The organism is Cellulophaga algicola DSM 14237, from assembly GCF_000186265.1.
Classification (GTDB): Bacteria; Bacteroidota; Bacteroidia; order Flavobacteriales; family Flavobacteriaceae; genus Cellulophaga; species Cellulophaga algicola.
The window spans coordinates 2,325,558-2,342,586 of the sequence record NC_014934.1 but is presented as its reverse complement, the minus strand read 5'-3'; the positions used below and the strand labels follow the sequence as shown (position 1 = coordinate 2,342,586).

Annotated in this window: 13 protein-coding genes; 9 read left to right on the top strand and 4 right to left on the bottom strand. The window is 34.7% G+C overall.

Features of this window, described 5'->3' with window-relative positions; genetic code table 11:
* Positions 1 to 16 precede the first annotated feature (16 nt).
* Positions 17 to 3,391, top strand: coding sequence for a glycosyltransferase family 117 protein (locus tag CELAL_RS10175; protein ID WP_013550825.1), 3,375 nt, complete (start codon positions 17 to 19; stop codon positions 3,389 to 3,391).
* 59 nt (positions 3,392 to 3,450) lie between these two features.
* Here the strand turns inward: CELAL_RS10175 and CELAL_RS10170 are convergent, their stop codons facing one another.
* From CELAL_RS10170 to CELAL_RS10160, 3 genes are all read right to left on the bottom strand, one after another.
* On the bottom strand, positions 3,451 to 3,747 hold the full coding sequence (locus tag CELAL_RS10170; protein WP_013550824.1) for a thioredoxin family protein: 297 nt from the start codon (positions 3,745 to 3,747) through the stop codon (positions 3,451 to 3,453).
* A 93-nt stretch (positions 3,748 to 3,840) separates the two neighbouring features.
* Entirely contained in the window at positions 3,841 to 5,070 is a 1,230-nt protein-coding gene (locus CELAL_RS10165) for a metallophosphoesterase (protein WP_013550823.1), read from the bottom strand.
* Positions 5,071 to 5,127: 57 nt separating this feature from the next.
* The gene (locus CELAL_RS10160; RefSeq protein WP_013550822.1) at positions 5,128 to 5,850 is read right to left on the bottom strand and encodes a copper homeostasis protein CutC; all 723 of its coding nucleotides are present in this window, start codon (positions 5,848 to 5,850) and stop codon (positions 5,128 to 5,130) included.
* 43 nt (positions 5,851 to 5,893) lie between these two features.
* Between CELAL_RS10160 and CELAL_RS10155 the strand changes: the two genes are divergently transcribed.
* From CELAL_RS10155 to tsf, 6 genes are all read left to right on the top strand, one after another.
* Positions 5,894 to 6,877, top strand: coding sequence for an isoaspartyl peptidase/L-asparaginase family protein (locus CELAL_RS10155; RefSeq protein ID WP_013550821.1), 984 nt, complete (start codon positions 5,894 to 5,896; stop codon positions 6,875 to 6,877).
* A gap of 60 nt (positions 6,878 to 6,937) precedes the next feature.
* Positions 6,938 to 9,775 (top strand): DNA polymerase I, encoded by a 2,838-nt coding sequence (polA, locus tag CELAL_RS10150; protein ID WP_013550820.1) that lies wholly within the window; start codon positions 6,938 to 6,940, stop codon positions 9,773 to 9,775.
* Between the two features lie 179 nt (positions 9,776 to 9,954).
* On the top strand, positions 9,955 to 10,410 hold the full coding sequence (rplM, locus tag CELAL_RS10145) for a 50S ribosomal protein L13 (protein ID WP_013550819.1): 456 nt from the start codon (positions 9,955 to 9,957) through the stop codon (positions 10,408 to 10,410).
* Positions 10,410 to 10,796 carry a 30S ribosomal protein S9 gene (gene rpsI / locus CELAL_RS10140; RefSeq protein ID WP_013550818.1) on the top strand — a complete coding sequence of 129 codons (387 nt, stop codon included), beginning with the start codon at positions 10,410 to 10,412 and terminating at the stop codon, positions 10,794 to 10,796. The genes rplM and rpsI overlap by 1 nt, the downstream gene beginning before the upstream one ends.
* Before the next feature lie 223 nt (positions 10,797 to 11,019).
* Complete coding sequence (rpsB, locus tag CELAL_RS10135) at positions 11,020 to 12,108, top strand: 30S ribosomal protein S2 (protein ID WP_013550817.1); 1,089 nt, start codon at positions 11,020 to 11,022, stop codon at positions 12,106 to 12,108.
* A 113-nt stretch (positions 12,109 to 12,221) separates the two neighbouring features.
* Complete coding sequence (gene tsf / locus CELAL_RS10130; RefSeq protein WP_013550816.1) at positions 12,222 to 13,181, top strand: translation elongation factor Ts; 960 nt, start codon at positions 12,222 to 12,224, stop codon at positions 13,179 to 13,181.
* Between the two features lie 471 nt (positions 13,182 to 13,652).
* Here tsf and CELAL_RS10125 read toward each other — a convergent pair whose 3' ends face one another.
* The gene (locus CELAL_RS10125; RefSeq protein ID WP_041557688.1) at positions 13,653 to 15,518 is read right to left on the bottom strand and encodes a M61 family metallopeptidase; all 1,866 of its coding nucleotides are present in this window, start codon (positions 15,516 to 15,518) and stop codon (positions 13,653 to 13,655) included.
* A 182-nt stretch (positions 15,519 to 15,700) separates the two neighbouring features.
* Here CELAL_RS10125 and pyrH point away from each other — a divergent pair, with 182 nt between their 5' ends.
* Together pyrH and frr are read left to right on the top strand one after the other, a co-directional pair.
* A complete protein-coding gene (gene pyrH, locus CELAL_RS10120; RefSeq protein WP_013550814.1) occupies positions 15,701 to 16,408 on the top strand; it encodes a UMP kinase in 708 nt (235 codons plus the stop codon).
* A 43-nt stretch (positions 16,409 to 16,451) separates the two neighbouring features.
* Complete coding sequence (gene frr, locus CELAL_RS10115; RefSeq protein ID WP_013550813.1) at positions 16,452 to 17,009, top strand: ribosome recycling factor; 558 nt, start codon at positions 16,452 to 16,454, stop codon at positions 17,007 to 17,009.
* Positions 17,010 to 17,029 lie beyond the last annotated feature (20 nt).

Genomic DNA, 17,029 nt, shown 5'->3' with positions numbered 1-17,029 from the left:
GGTAAAATAAATATACATGTTTTCTAAAAATTTTGAAAAATGGGACTCCATTTTAGGATGGGCTGCTTTTTCTATTGCGCTACTAACCTATTGGATCACTGTTGAACCTACAGGAAGTTTCTGGGATGCAGGAGAATACATCACCACATCAGCAAAACTACAAGTAGGTCACCCTCCTGGAGCACCCTTATTGCAAATGATAGGCGCATTTTTCTCCTTATTTGCTTTTGGCGATAATGAAAAAATAGCACTGATGGTCAATTATGTATCTGGAGTTTCTAGCGCATTTACCATCCTATTCATGTTTTGGACGATCACCAATCTCACGAAAAAAATTATTTCTAAAGATGAAATAATTACCAATAGTAAAGCAATTGCAATTTTAGGAAGCGGACTCGTAGGTTCTTTAGCATTCGCTTTTTCTGATAGTTTTTGGTTCAATGCCGTAGAAACAGAGGTTTATGCTATGGCTAGTTTTATCATGTCGCTTTTATTATGGCTAGGCCTAAAATGGGTAGATGATTTAGAAAACCCTAGAGGCGATAAGTGGATATTAGTAATTTCATATGTGGTAGGATTAACTTTCGGAATCCAGTTTATGGGATTTTTAGCCATCCCATCAATAGGGCTACTTTATTATTTCAGAACTTATAAAACAACCACTATAAAAAACTTTTTACTAGCAAACATCATTGTGATTGCTATATTAATGCTGGTTTATAAATTTTCATTAACCTATATATTAGTTGCTTTTGGATGGAGCGAAGTATTCTTTATTAATACGATGGGAATGCCTTTTAACTCTGGCTCTATAATTATGGGGTTAATTTTTATAACTGTTTTCTATTTAGCGCTAAATTATACCCGAAAGAATAATTTTAAAACGGCAAACACCATTACGCTATGTCTAATGTTCTTATTTCTAGGATTCTCATCTTGGATAATGCTTCCAATAAGAGCAAATGCAAAAGTTGTCATTAACGAAAACGACCCTTCTGATGCTCGTTCTTTACTTGCTTACTATAACAGAGAACAATACCCAGGTGTTGATAGCCCTTTTTATGGTGCCTATTTTTCAAATGCATTTGCTGGCGCAGGCGAAGACAAAGATGATAAGCCAAAATATGAAAAAGACGAAAAACAAGGAAAATATATTATTGTAAATAAATACAAAAACGCTACCCAAGGACCAAATAAAAAACATGTTGGACTACTACCAAGAATGTGGAGCGAACAACATGTTGACAACTACATGCGCTATTTTGGACCCCTAGAGTTTAAAACAAAGACCAATAGTCCAGAACTAGCTCAAGCCGTTAAACAACTTCGAGAAGGGTACGCTAAAGGCGAAATAGACGAAGCACAATACGCACAATTTTTAAATAGATTTAGCGAATACATAGACGTACAACCCCCAACTATTTGGCAAAATGTTAAATATATGGTTGAGTTTCAATTTGGATATATGTATTGGCGTTATTTCATGTGGAATTTTACCGGAAAACAGAATGACAAGCAAGGTAGATATGACGATAACGGAAATTGGATTAGCGGAATAAACTTTATAGACTCCTTAAGACCGTCTATTGGTTCTCAAGAAAATTTACCTAGTGATATTCTAAATAACAAAGGTAGAAATGTCTATTTCTTCCTCCCTTTAATTTTAGGTATTATTGGAATTCTATTTCAAATAGGAAAAAATCCAAAACAGTTCTGGGTACTCCTCGTGTTCTTCCTATTTACTGGTTTAGCCATACAATTCTACACCAACCCCTATATTTTTCAACCTAGAGAACGAGACTACTCCCTTGTAGGTTCCTTTTATATATTTGCCCTATGGATTGGGATTGGCGTATATGGATTATTTGACGCCTTTAAAAAGCTCATTACGCCAAAAATATTGGCGCCAGCAGTAACCGTAATATGTTTATTAGCCGCACCATTTTTAATGGCATACCAAAACTGGGATGATCACGACAGATCAAACAAGTTTACCGCTAAAACAACTGCAAAAGCATACTTGCAATCTACACAAGAAGGCACCGGAGCCATTTTATTTACCATAGGAGATAATGACACGTTCCCTCTTTGGTACGCACAAGAAATTGAAGGGTTCCGTACTGATGTTCGTGTAATAAACACTAGTTTATTTGCTACAGACTGGTACATTGATCAAATGAAACGTAAAGCTTACCAGAGTGAAGCTATCCCCTCTCAATTAACCCACGAGCAGTACCGTGTTGGTTCAAGAGACGCTGTTTACTACCAAAACGTAGATCAATTATACAATAAAAAGATTTCAGAATCTAGATGGGACATCAAAGCATTCATGGAATGGATAGCTAGCGATGAACCTAGAACCAAATTAAGAAGTGTCCTAGAAGCTAATCCTGACCAGGATATAAGTATTTATCCTGAAAACACGCTTGACATTGTATTTTACCCTACCAACCACATTAGAATACCTGTTAATAAAAAGAATGTTTTAGAAAGTGGCTTGGTAAAAGAAAAAGATTCTGCTCTAATTGTTGATTATATTGACATAGAACTCCCTAAAAGCGCACTACCAAAAAATCGCTTACTTATGTTAGATATTATTGCTAACAACGACTGGAAAAGACCAATTTACTTCTCTGGCGGTAGTTTTGATGATGGCGAATATATTTGGATGAAAGACTACCTACAATTAGATGGCTTAGTTTATAAACTTGTTCCTATAAAAACGGAATATGACAAGAGATCCTATGAAATGGGTAGAATAGATAGCGATTTAATGTATGATATCGTTAAAAAGTGGGAATGGGGTAATTCTGGAAGTCCTGATATTTACCACGATACACAAACTCGTATTCAAGGTTTGTCATTCCGAGGAAATATTGCGCGTCTGGTAGAAACATTACTAAATGAAAACAAAATAGACAGAGCCAAAGAAATGATTGACATTGCGGTAGAAAACATGCCTGTTAATTCTTACGAGTATTATGCCTTTGTAGAGCCTTTTGTTGATGGATACTATAAGGTTGGTGAGACCGAAAAGGCCAGAAAACTATACACAGAACTTAAAACAAACTACCAAGAACACTTGGAATATTATGCCACACTTCCATTAAATGAACAGTACGAAAGATTAAACGATATTATTTCGGATATGGAAGCCTACAACCGTAATGTGGATATTTTGATACGAAATGGAGACCGTGAACTTGCCGAAAAAGAAACCATTATATTCAATGAATATATTGATAAGTTTAGTCGCTTTGTAAATGGCAGTGAAGATCCAATTCTCAGAGAAGAAACACCTTCTCCTAATGACCCTGATTTAATAGATAATAGTCAAATAGACACCACCTACAGACCTGAAATTGAAGTCGCACCAATTATAGAGGAATAACTACAAAAAAAACCGAGACTTACATCTCGGTTTTTTTTATTCTATTATTTTTTTTTAGTTTACAGATATTCATTTAAAATACCTATCAAGGTATTCGCATCTTGTTCTCCACTTTGGCGCCAAACCATTTCACCATTCTTATAAATCATTAACGTGGGCAAGCCTTTAACTCTTAAAGCCTGCGAAAGTTCTTTATTTTTATCTACATCAATTTTTATAACCTTCCCTTTGTCCCCTAAAGCTGCCGCTACATCACGCAGCACAGGATGCATTGAAGTAGATTGCTCATTCCACTCCGCATAAAAATCTAACAACACAGGGGCATTAGAATTTATTAGTTCACCAAATTTAGACATGCTTAAATGTTAGGATTCATAAATCAAATGTAAGAAAAAATGTTAAAAAAAGAATTTCTTATCAATTTTTGTGTTTTCCTTAGCATTAATTATTTAAGCCAAAGGCTTCTTTTTAAGGGTAATCACTGTTATTTCTGGCCATATACCAACTCTACCAGGATACCCTAAAAAACCAAAACCACGGTTAACGTTTATAAACTGACCGAGTTCTTTATATATACCCGCCCAATATTTATAACGCCATTTAATAGGGCTCCATTTTATCCATCCAGGTATTTCTATACCAAATTGCATTCCATGGGTATGACCACTTAAGGTTAAGTGATAATGATACTCATCATGAATAACTACATCTTCCCAATGGCTAGGATCATGACTTAGCAATATTTTAAAATCGTTTTTATCAATTTTCTCTGATGCTTTTTTAAGGTCACCCGATTTTTTAAATCCGCCTCTACCCCAATTCTCCACACCAATTAAAGCTATTTTATCCTCTTTCCGTTGCAAATACCTACTATCATTCAAAATAAGGTCAAACCCTATTTCTTTCTGTATTTTTTTTAATTCCTCTAAATTCGCCGCTTTTTCTTCTTCAGTATCCCAATCTACATAATCTCCATAATCATGATTACCTAAAATAGAAAACTTACCATCTGGCGCCTCTAATTTTGAGAACAAGACCTTCCAAGGTTCCATTTCCTCTGCTTTATTATTTACAAGGTCTCCCGTAAAAAACAAGACATCACTTTTCTGTTTATTAACAAGATCAATAGCATAAGAAACTTTTTCTTCATTATCAAAACTACCACTATGCACATCAGATATTTGCGATATCGTATAGCCATCAAAAGCATCTGGAAGATCATCAAACTCTAAAGTATACTTTAGTACTTTAAAATTATACTTACCTCGATACATACCGTATAATAAAGATCCAAAAGGAAGTGCTGCGATTCCTAAGGCCACTAAACTCAAGAAACGCCTCCGTTCCGGAAATGAAAATTCACGATCAACACCAAAAATTTTTTGATAGGATCCTGACAAAAATCGAAATATATCTTCAGAAAAAAGAAAGAGTACTGTTATTAGCTGAAATGACAATAAAGCCAATAGAAAACCAAAAGCATAACTTTTCGGCCTACTTAAAACCCTACCATCCGATTCCCCAAAGGTAAATTGATATATAAAATTACCGACCACGAGTAGCATTATCACTATAAAGCTATAATATACCCCAGGATATCTAGATGCCGTTTTAATAGCTTGTAAGGAATAAAAACCTAAAATAATATAGACGATAACAAAAATAACCCAACGCAACATACTCTATTTTTTTACAAAGGTATTTTTATTTCTACGAAGCAGTAACCCATTTGATTATTATTTAACCTTGTTTACTATTTCTGAAATTATAGCCGCATTAGAAGTTATACGGCAACGCTCCTCTAAATAGGGCGAATAACTCATGGGAAGATTCTCTTTATTTAAACCGACTTCTTGAAGTGTAGCTGCTGATAAATGAACACAATCAAAACCAGCATTTTTAAAAGTCAAAACATTAGCTAAATTCACTCCACCTCCAGGCATTATGGCGCAATTTGACGCCATTGATTTTAAATCAGAAAGCAACTCAATACCTTGTAATGCCGTTCTTTGCTGACCAGAACTAAGTATACGCTGTACCCCTAAATCTTCCAATTGCCTTAATACCAATAAAGGATCAGCCACCCAATCAAAAGCGCGATGAAAAGTAAAACACAAACCCGAAGCTTCTTTGATAAGTAATGCGGTACGCCTAAGGTCTAAACTGAAATTTTGAGTTAAAACACCAGAAACAATTCCGTCAAAACCCAACTCTTTACAAAGCTCAATATCCCTTAACATCCCCTCAAATTCAAAGTCTGAAAAATAAAAATCACCACTACGAGGCCGAACAAGAACATGTACAGGAATTGAAATATGTTCTCGGATTGTTTTTAGCATTCCGAAAGATGGCGTTATCCCGCCCAAGCCCAGTTCTAAACAAAACTCTATCCTATCTGCTCCTGCTTTTTCTGCATTCACGGCCGATTCTAAAGAATTAGCACAAATTTCTATTAGCATATGCTTATATTTAAAACTCTAAAGTAATCAACATACCCGTATCATGCAAAGAAGAAAATTTATAAAAAACGCTACAATTACCGCTACAGCAATTATTTCAACCCCCTTAGCAGCCTCTTACTCTAATGAAAAAACAAAAATAACACCAACAAAAGGAATTAAACCCATTGTTATTGCCACTTGGGACGTAGCGAATGCAAGTGCCAAAGCATGGGAGGTTCTTAAAAATGGAGGCAATTCTCTAGATGCCGTTGAACAAGGGGTAATGATAGAGGAAGCTGATGAAAGCAACCAATCTGTAGGCAAAGGAGGAAGACCGGATCGCGATGGCAAGGTTACACTAGACGCTTGCATTATGGATCACCAAGGAAATTGCGGTGCTGTACTTTGCATGCAAAACATAGTTCATCCTGTTTCTGTAGCACGAAAAGTAATGGAAGAAACTCCACATGTTATGTTGGCAGGTAAAGGCGCAGAACAATTTGCCTATGAAATGGGTTTTGAAAAAGAAAATTTATTAACTGAAAAATCGAAACAAGAATGGCTTGAGTGGAAAAAAACTTCACAATACAAACCCATTGTAAACATAGAAAACCACGATACTATTGGCATGCTCGCCATTGATAGCATCGGCAATATTTCTGGAGCATGTACCACTAGCGGCATGGCATATAAAATTTCTGGGCGCGTGGGTGATTCCCCAATCATTGGTGCCGGATTATTTATAGACAATGAAATAGGCGGAGCAACTGCAACGGGAGTTGGCGAAGAAGTCGTCAAAACTGTAGGCAGTTTTTTAATTGTTGAATTAATGCGACAAGGCAAATCTCCACAAGAAGCCTGTGAAGAAGGCGTAAACAGAATCATTGCTAAAAACAAAGGCAACTTAAATTTTCAAATTGGCTTTATCGCCATAAACAAACAAGGGGAAACTGGAGCTTACTGCATACAACCAGGATTTACCTATCGCACCTACTCAGAAAAAGGCCATCTTAACAACACTCCTGATTCCTATATTAAAGTATAATTACAAAGATAGAATTAGATAATCTTCGTAATTTTGAAATTCTTGAATTGAAAAAATAAAATGGCAGAACAAAAAAGACTCTTTCTTCTTGATGCATATGCATTAATATTTCGCGGATATTACGCTTTAATAAAAAACCCCAGGATAAATTCTAAAGGCATGGATACCTCTGCTATCATGGGGTTCATGAATTCATTACTCGACGTTATTAGACGCGAGAAACCCGATCATTTAGCAGTCTGTTTTGATAAAGGTGGAAGTGCAGAACGCACAGAACTATTTCCAGAGTACAAAGCCAATCGCGATGCAACACCTGATGCTATACGTATAGCTGTACCTTATATACAAGATATCTTAAAGGCAATGCATATTCCTGTAGTAGTTCTAGAAGGCTGGGAAGCAGATGATATTATAGGCACACTTGCAAAGCAAGCAGAAAAAGAAGATTACAAGGTATTTATGGTGACGCCCGATAAAGATTTCGGCCAATTAGTATCTGAGAATATTTTTATGTACAAACCCGCTAGAATGGGCAATGGCATTGAAATTTGGGGAATCCCGGAAATACAAAAACGTTTTGGCGTAGAGCGTCCTGAGCAAGTTATAGATTACTTGGGAATGATGGGTGATGCCAGTGATAACATTCCCGGCCTACCAGGTGTTGGTGATAAAACAGCAAAGAAATTTATAGAAGAATTTGGTTCTATGGAAAACCTATTAGCTAATACAGACAAGCTAAAAGGTAAAATGAAAGAAAAAGTAAGGGATAATGCAGCACTAGGTCTTTTATCCAAAAAACTAGCTACCATCTGTATTGATTGTGATGTAACTTTCAATGCAAACGATTACGAATTAACCATGCCTGATGCCGAAAAGGTACAGGTATTATTTGAAGAATTAGAATTTAGAAGATTAAAAGATCAATTTCTAAAATTATTCTCAACCGAAGATGATACTACAGCTACGGATACGAGTAGTAACACTAAAACAAAACCACAAGCCAAAGAGGCTGGTGTTGGTCAGTTCTCCTTATTTGGAGGCGACCCAAGTACCGCATCAGAAACTGTAATGGATTTTTCTAGCAGAAAAACAATAAAAGACATTTCTCATGTTTACCAGAGTGTTGCTCCAGGAATGGCCATGAAACTTTTTCTTCAAAATCTTTTAAAACAGACTTCTGTTTGCTTTGATACAGAGACCACAGGATTAAACCCACTTACCGCAGAACTAGTTGGAATTGCTTTTTCTTGGGAAGCATCAAAAGGATTTTACATTCCATTTCCTGCAGATAAAACCGAAGCGCAAGAAATTATAGAACAACTACGTCCATTTTTTGAAGATGAAGCTATTGAAAAAATAGGTCAGAATTTAAAATATGATATTAAGGTTCTAGACAAATACAACGTAAAAGTTAAAGGCAAATGTTTTGACACCATGCTAGCGCATTATTTAATTAATCCTGACATGCGCCACAATATGGAAGTGCTAGCGGAAACATACTTAAACTATACACCTGTATCTATAACAGAATTGATTGGAAAAAAAGGGAAAAATCAATTGAACATGCGTGATGTTCCTTTACCTAATCAAACTGAATATGCAGCAGAAGATGCTGATATTACGTACCAATTAGCACAGCAGTTTAAACCTGAATTAGAAGAAGCAAAGACACAAGAATTATTCACTGATATTGAAATTCCGCTTTTACATGTTCTTGCAGACATGGAACTAGAAGGCATCAATTTAGATACTAAATTTCTAAACTCTCTTGCTGAAGACCTAGATAATGACATCAAAAAATTAGAAGCAGACATCTACGAAGAAGCTGGTGAAGAATTTAACATTGCATCTCCAAAACAGTTAGGCGATATTCTTTTTGACAAATTAGCACTAGTTAAAAAACCTAAAAAAACAAAAACAGGGCAATACTCCACAGCAGAAGATGTACTTTCCTATTTAGCAAAAGATCATAAAATTATTGAGAACGTATTATCATACAGAGGACTAGCAAAACTCAAAAGCACGTATGTAGATGCTTTACCTGCACAAGTAGAAGAAAGCACAGGCAGAGTACATACAGATTATATGCAGACAGTAGCCGCCACAGGACGTTTAAGTAGTAACAATCCAAACCTTCAAAATATACCTATTAGAACAGAAAGAGGTAGACAAGTACGTAAAGCTTTTGTACCTAGAAATAAAGAATATGTATTAGTTGCTGCTGATTATTCTCAAATAGAACTTAGAATCATAGCAGCCTTAAGTGAAGAAACTACCATGATAGAAGCTTTTAAGAATGGGGAAGATATTCATGCTTCAACTGCATCAAAAGTATTCAATGTTCCACTAGAAGAAGTTACAAGAGAACAACGTAGTAATGCCAAAACAGTTAATTTCGGTATTATTTATGGCGTTTCTGCCTTCGGATTAAGCAATCAAACAGATTTATCAAGAGCAGAAGCCAAAGAATTAATAGACACTTATTATAAGACCTACCCAAAACTTAAAAGTTACATGGGCGGACTTGTAGATTTCGCGAGAGATAATGGATATGTGCAAACTGTTTTAGGCAGACGCAGGTATTTAAAAGATATTAACGGAAGTAATGCTATTGTAAGAGGAGCAGCAGAACGGAATGCGGTTAATGCACCCATACAAGGTAGTGCTGCAGATATCATTAAAATTGCCATGATTAATATTCATAAAAAGCTAGAAGAAGGTAAATACAAAACTAAAATGTTACTTCAAGTACACGATGAATTAGTTTTTGACGTTTATAAACCAGAATTAGAAGAAATGAAAACGTTAATTAAATCAGAAATGGAAAACGCTTATAAGCTAGAAGTACCTTTAGATGTTGAAGTAGGTGTGGGAGAAAATTGGCTAGAAGCACACTAGTAAAAAAGAAAACAGCCCTCTAATTTAGAGAGAAAACATTACAAAAATAAGAGTGAAAAACAAGGTAGTTGAAAAAATAAATGAAATATTTAGAAACAACTATTTGTTATTCAAGTTAATAATTGTACATTTGCACCCCATTAAACGGGATTTAAGTGTTTAATAAATAAAAAATTACTGTGGACACATTAAGTTACAAAACAATTTCCGCGAACAAAGCAACTGTTGATAAGCAATGGGTGTTAGTTGATGCAGAAGGAGAAACATTAGGTCGTTTTGCTTCAAAAGTTGCAAAATTACTAAGAGGAAAATACAAGCCAAGCTTTACACCACACGTAGATTGTGGAGACAACGTTGTTGTTATAAATGCTGAAAAGATTAATTTGACTGGTAACAAGTGGGAAAGTAAGACCTACGTACGCCATACTGGTTACCCGGGTGGTCAAAGATTTCAAACAGCAAAAGAGGCTATGGCTAAAAATCCAGTGAGCATTGTAGAACGTTCTGTAAAAGGAATGTTACCTAAAAACAAATTAGGAGCTGCAATCTTCCGTAATCTTAAAGTTTACGAAGGAACTAAACACGGTCAAGAAGCTCAGAAACCAACCGTAATTAATTTAATCGACCTTACATAATGGACGTAATTCACAAAATAGGGAGAAGAAAGACTGCAGTTGCACGTATTTATCTTTCAGAGGGTAGCGGTAAAATTACTGTTAACAAAAAAGATTTAGAAGTATATTTTCCAACAGCTACTTTACAATACAAAGTAAAACAAGCTTTTTCATTGACAAATGTTGAAGATGTTTACGATGTAACTGTAAATGTATTTGGAGGTGGTATCACCGGTCAAGCTGAAGCAATTCGTTTAGCACTATCAAGAGCTATGTGCGAAATTGATCCAGAACACAGATTGGTTCTTAAACCAGAAGGTTTATTGACTAGAGATCCAAGAATGGTTGAACGTAAGAAATTCGGTCAGAAAAAAGCACGTAAAAAATTCCAATTCTCGAAACGTTAATCGTATCGAGTTATATTTTAAACTGTTCATTCAGTTTATACAAAAGTTCATTGAAAACCCTGAAAAACATCTTTTCAGGGTTAAATTTTAAAATCAAGTTGTTGTTGTCCAAGAGTATAACAGCTTTTGGAAACTAGTTTAGCATCTAAATATAGGAGGCCACAAATTATCGTGCCACTTCAATATTGCTAATTCAACAGAACGTAAACTAAGTACAAAGAAAATGGCAAACAAAATCGTAGTAAAAGACTTACTAGAAGCAGGTGTACACTTTGGTCACCTAACAAGAAAATGGAATCCAAACATGGCTCCATACATTTACATGGAACGTAATGGTATCCATGTAATTAACCTTTACAAAACTGCTGCAAAATTAGAAGAAGCTAATGAAGCTCTTAAAAAAATAGCAGCATCAGGTAGAAAAATACTTTTCGTAGCTACCAAAAAACAAGCAAAAGACATCGTTTCTGAAAAAGTTTCAAAAGTGAACATGCCTTACATCACAGAAAGATGGCCAGGTGGTATGTTAACTAACTTTGTTACTATCCGTAAAGCTGTTAAAAAAATGGCTACTATTGATAGAATGAAGAAAGATGGTACTTTCTTAACTTTATCTAAAAAAGAACGTTTACAGGTTGATCGTTTACGTGCAAAATTAGAGAAAAACTTAGGTTCTATTTCTGAAATGACACGTTTACCAGGTGCATTATTTATCGTAGATACCATGCGTGAGCACATTGCTGTAAAAGAAGCTATAAAATTAAACATTCCAATTTTCGCTATGGCAGATACAAATTCTGACCCAAGATTATTGGATTATATCATCCCTTCTAATGATGATGCTTCTAAATCTATTGAAGCTATCTTAACTCATGTAACTGATGCTATTGCTGAGGGTTTATCTGAGCGTAAGTCAGAGAAACAATCTGGAAAAGAAGGTGGTGACGATGCTGAAAAAGCTGCGCCAAAGAAAAAGAAAGCTGTAGAAACTGAAGCGAAAGCTGAAACTAAAACAGAAGAAGCTCCAACAGAAACTAAAACAGAAGCGGCAACAATAAGCGTTGATGATTTAACTAAAGTTGAAGGTATCGGTCCAAAAATTTCTGAAATCTTCCAAACAGCTGGAATTAATTCTTTCAGTGATTTAGCTGGAAAAACTGAAGAGGAATTAAGTACAATCTTAGCAGCCGCTGGCTCTAAGTTTGCCTCTAAGAATCCTGCATCATGGCCAAAGCAAGCTAAAATGGCTGCTGAAGGTAAATGGGATGAGTTAAAAGAATGGCAAGACAATGTTAAAGGTGGTATCGAGTAAGCTACCTTCTTAACATTAACCTAGTATAAATAAAATTTCTAATTAACACTATCGGCTAGAACTAAACCTTTTAAAGTTTTAGTTTTAGCCTAGTTTTTAAAATCATATATAAAATGGCTAAAATTACCGCCGCAGAAGTAAATAAGTTAAGAAAAGCTACTGGAGCTGGAATGATGGACTGCAAAAATGCTTTAGTGGAAGCTGAAGGAGATTTTGACAAAGCTATTGACGTTCTTCGTAAGAAAGGTCAAAAAGTTGCAGCAAAAAGAGCTGATAGAGAAAATACTGAAGGTGCTGCCATCGCAAAACTTAATGCAGACAATACTGTTGGTGTTGCTATTGTTTTAGGTTGTGAAACTGATTTCGTTGGAAAAAATGAAAACTTTATAGCACTAGCTAATGAACTTGCAGACAAAGCAATAAACTTTGACACTAAAGAGGAATTTTTAGCATCAGATTTTGGCGGAATGACTGTAGCTGAGAAACTAGTAGAACAAACTGGTGTAATTGGTGAGAAATTAGATATTACTGCATTTGAAAAATTAGAAGCTCCTTATGTAGGTAGCTATGTACATATCAACAAAATTGCTGCCTTAGTAGGTTTAACTTCTAAAAACGAAGAAGTTGGTAAAGATGTTGCTATGCAGATTGCTTCTATGGGTGCAACTACACTATCTTATAAAGATTTTGATCCTTCTTTTGTTTCTGCTGAAACAGAAGCTAGAATTGCAGTTATCGAAAAAGATAATGAAGAGTTAGGAAGATTAGGAAAAACGCTTAAAAACGTCCCTCAATTCATTTCTATGAGACAATTAACTCCTGAAGTTATAGCAAATGCTGAAGAAGCTGCTAAAGCGGAATTAAAAGCAGAAGGTAAACCAGAAAAAATCTGGGATAAAATTCTTCCAGGGAAAATGGAACGTTTTATTTCTGATAACACAAGTCTTGATCAAGAACAATGTTTATTAGATCAAAACTTCATTAAAGATGAAAAAATAAATGTTGCTACTTATGTTTCATCTGCACAAGATGGTTTAGCGGTAACTTCATTTAAGCGTGTTACTTTAGGGTAATTACAAAAAATTATACTATTTAAAAAGGCCACAAAGCAATTTGTGGCCTTTTTTTTATTTCTATTTTAATACCCCATTAATAAATTAGGATAGTTTTATTTAGAAGTAAAGCTCAAAACCTGGTAATAGCTTTAAACACCCTACTACTAAAAAAACTTGTTTTACAATTAAATTAGCTTAGTAGCAAATTAAAGCCCTATCACTCTAAGTATAGTCCACATCTGTGGCATTAAAAAAATAGCGGTTAACTATACGTAGGAGATTCTTACTGCAACAATAGCAAAGATTAAGTTGCTTGACACAAGCAGGCACCTTAATACGAAAGCTAATAAAAATCAATTAAAATTTAAGCACATTTAATTTCATAAAAAGAAAGCTATAGGAATTAGCAAACCATAAATTACTGAAAAATTTATACAAAAAAAGGAACGCTCGCGCGTTCCTTTTTTTTATCGGTTTAATAAAAGCGCACTACCCTTTCATCCATACTTGTCTTAATTGCAATTGTGCATCGGTAACATTGTCCTTAGATTTAATTTTATCAACCTTTACAACAGGAATACCTGCTTTACCCGTCAATGTTAATTCTTCCCCATTACGCATTACCACGATAGTTACCAACTTATCTGTTGGCCAGCCAAAACTCTGTCCTATAATTGGTCTTAGACTTTCTAATGTAATTTCTGTGCCATCAATAGACTTAAAGACATCTCCGCCTTTCAATCCTATAGCAACAAAAAAACTATTTAATTCAATATTTTCTCTAACAAAAACAGCATTATTATTAGCTTGATCGACATCTATAAAAGGCACATCACCCTTTAAAAAATAACCACTTTGTTCTTCAACTGTACCGAGTTCAAGACCCACCTTTGACAAATAGTCATTATAATCAATTGGAGTGGTCCCAACTACATTAGCCGCAAAAAAGTCCGCAATTTCTGGATATGTCATACTCACAATCTCTCCGATAAGAGCATCATCTTTAAACGGAATAGCATCACCATATTTCTTAGATAATTCTTTTAGCAACCAAAGAACACTCTTTTCTCCTTCGCTTAAATCGCGTAATGTGATATCCAAAGCCATATTAATTAAGGTACCCTTTTCATATACATTACCATAATTGTCTTTATAAGGATCATCTAAAATATTTTCACTCATGACCGTAAATGACATCGTATCATCATAACGCTTAGCGTTCAACATTTTACCCATAATACGTTCATAAAACTCCTCTTCACTGATTAAACCTTGTTGTATTTGGAATAAATTAGCAAAATATTCTGTTGTTCCTTCATACATCCAAAGGTGTTTAGACATTTTAGGATCATTAAAATCAAAATATTGAATTTCTTCAGAATGTACACTTAGCGGAGTAACAATATGAAAGAACTCATGAGAAACGACATCTACTAACGCCTGCTCCAACCTAACTTGATCCATTTGTTCTGGCAAAACTACAACCGTAGATGTATGGTGCTCTAAAGCACCGAAACCACTTGCGTCATTTTCTAATTCAGATAAATACAATAAAATATTATATTCTTTTGTGCTATTAACATCCCCTAGAAAAGTTTTTTGAGCAGACATCATTTTAAACATTCTATCTTTTAAAGCAGAAGCTTTATATAACCCATTAGGCGAATAAACACTTAAATTAACTGTAATACCATTCACTTCAAACGAAGCAACATCCGCTTTAGCGTAAAGAATAGGGTTATCTGTAACTTCAAAATACCTACTTGCATAAAAAACATCTAAGCCTGCAACCTTTTTAGAGTTGGTTTCTTTTAAGGAAGTGGTGGCCTTCAAATTAGCAGGATGCAAAATTGATAATTCATACGGAACCTCCGTTAAACCCTTAAAATAACCAACAAACCCATGAAGGTTAAGCATAAAATTACGATCCTTAAGAATATTGGTTCCAGAAGGAGAAAAAACGGCACTTTCTACTTCAGATTCAGAATCATACGTATCATTTACGTAATATGAAACCTTATCTAAACTAGCGCCATTGGTAATTACCCACGTATTATCATCTTTTTTAGAAACGGATAACTCTGCTCCTTTGTAATCAAAAGCTTTAAAATTTTCTATGTATTTACCATAGTTATCTGTACTATAGGTTCCAGGTACTGTTTTGGGGATAAAGAATAAAACTTCATTAGCTGAAAATGCTCCTGGGTCTACTTCTACTAAAACTTTATCTTCTAAAACAGTTACTAAATCTAACTTTACTTTAATTATACTTTTATCTGCAGTTACTAAACTTTTAGAGGAACCACAAGCTTGCATTAAAATTGATAATGCTATAAAAAAGCCTATTTTTTTCATATAAATTGTATTCATAATTATTAAAACCTTGAGAGTATTTGTTATTATTTTAACAAGATTATTAAAATAATATAACAGTACAGAATGTTTTTAGAAATAATTAGGATGGTAATTAATTATTATTGGACTATTCTCGTAAAATATTTTGATTATTTTTGCACTAGTTTAACTAAATCCGAACCATGCAGTATAAAAGAATTCTTTTAAAATTAAGCGGCGAAGCCTTAATGGGTGAACGACAATACGGAATTGACCCAAAAAGGTTGGCAGAATATGCTGAAGAAATAAAAGAAGTAATTGATAAAGGAATTGAAGTCGCTATTGTCATTGGCGGAGGAAATATCTTTAGAGGCCTTGCAGGCGCAAGTAATGGCATGGATCGCGTACAAGGTGATCATATGGGAATGTTGGCTACAGTTATCAATGGCCTTGCTTTGCAGAGCGCCTTAGAAGAAGCCGGTATTCAAACAAGGTTACAATCTGCAATTCAAATAAATGAAGTAGCAGAACCTTTTATTCGCAGAAGAGCAATGCGCCATTTAGAAAAAGGAAGAGTTGTTATATTTGGAGGAGGAACTGGAAATCCTTATTTTACTACAGACTCTGCTGCAGTTTTAAGAGCGATAGAGATTGAAGCTGATGTAATATTAAAAGGAACAAGAGTAGATGGTATTTATACCTCTGACCCAGAAAAAGATAAAACAGCTACTAAATTTGATACCATAACCTTTAAAGATGTTTTAAGTAAGGGCTTAAAAGTAATGGATACAACAGCATTTACGTTAAGTCAAGAAAATGAATTACCTATAGTTGTTTTTGATATGAATAAAAAAGGTAATTTATTAAAACTAGTTTCGGGAGAAAACATTGGGACTGTTGTAGATAATTAGAGATTGGCATATGACATGCAACAGCTATTAAAAAAGAAATAAAATGAACGAAGAAATTACATTTATACTAGACAGTACCAACGAAAGCATGAATGGGTCAATTGACCATTTAGTAAAAGCGTTTGCAAAAATTAGAGCAGGAAAAGCGAATCCAATTATGCTATCTAGCGTAATGGTAGATTATTACGGCTCTCAAACTCCTCTAGCACAAGTTGCCAATGTGAGTACCCCAGATGCTCGTACGCTAACCGTACAACCTTGGGAAAAAAACATGTTACAACCTATTGAAAAAGCGATAATGATTGCCAATCTTGGTTTTAACCCGATGAATAATGGTGATTTTATTATCATTAGCGTACCACCTCTAACAGAAGAACGCAGAAGAGATTTAGCAAAGCAAGCAAAAGGTGAAGCTGAAGATGCTAAGGTAGGTATCCGTAATGCTAGACAAGAGGCAAATAAAGAAATTAGAGCTCTTGATGACGCATCTGAAGATTTAAAGAAAAATGCAGAAGCAGATATACAGGAGCTTACCAATAAATTTTCAAGAAAAATAGAAGAAGTTTTAACGGTTAAAGAAGCCGAAATAATGAAAGTATAATTTCACTTTTAATTCAAAAC

What these genes read in the sequence shown, in the direction of transcription:
- CELAL_RS10175 (WP_013550825.1), top strand. Translation starts at nt 17, where the DNA reads ATGTTTTCTAAAAATTTTGAAAAATGGGACTCCATTTTAGGATGGGCT.
- CELAL_RS10170 (WP_013550824.1), bottom strand. Translation starts at nt 3,747, where the DNA reads ATGTCTAAATTTGGTGAACTAATAAATTCTAATGCCCCTGTGTTGTTA.
- CELAL_RS10165 (WP_013550823.1), bottom strand. Translation starts at nt 5,070, where the DNA reads ATGTTGCGTTGGGTTATTTTTGTTATCGTCTATATTATTTTAGGTTTT.
- CELAL_RS10160 (WP_013550822.1), bottom strand. Translation starts at nt 5,850, where the DNA reads ATGCTAATAGAAATTTGTGCTAATTCTTTAGAATCGGCCGTGAATGCA.
- CELAL_RS10155 (WP_013550821.1), top strand. Translation starts at nt 5,894, where the DNA reads ATGCAAAGAAGAAAATTTATAAAAAACGCTACAATTACCGCTACAGCA.
- polA (WP_013550820.1), top strand. Translation starts at nt 6,938, where the DNA reads ATGGCAGAACAAAAAAGACTCTTTCTTCTTGATGCATATGCATTAATA.
- rpsI (WP_013550818.1), top strand. Translation starts at nt 10,410, where the DNA reads ATGGACGTAATTCACAAAATAGGGAGAAGAAAGACTGCAGTTGCACGT.
- rpsB (WP_013550817.1), top strand. Translation starts at nt 11,020, where the DNA reads ATGGCAAACAAAATCGTAGTAAAAGACTTACTAGAAGCAGGTGTACAC.
- tsf (WP_013550816.1), top strand. Translation starts at nt 12,222, where the DNA reads ATGGCTAAAATTACCGCCGCAGAAGTAAATAAGTTAAGAAAAGCTACT.
- CELAL_RS10125 (WP_041557688.1), bottom strand. Translation starts at nt 15,518, where the DNA reads ATGAAAAAAATAGGCTTTTTTATAGCATTATCAATTTTAATGCAAGCT.
- pyrH (WP_013550814.1), top strand. Translation starts at nt 15,701, where the DNA reads ATGCAGTATAAAAGAATTCTTTTAAAATTAAGCGGCGAAGCCTTAATG.
- frr (WP_013550813.1), top strand. Translation starts at nt 16,452, where the DNA reads ATGAACGAAGAAATTACATTTATACTAGACAGTACCAACGAAAGCATG.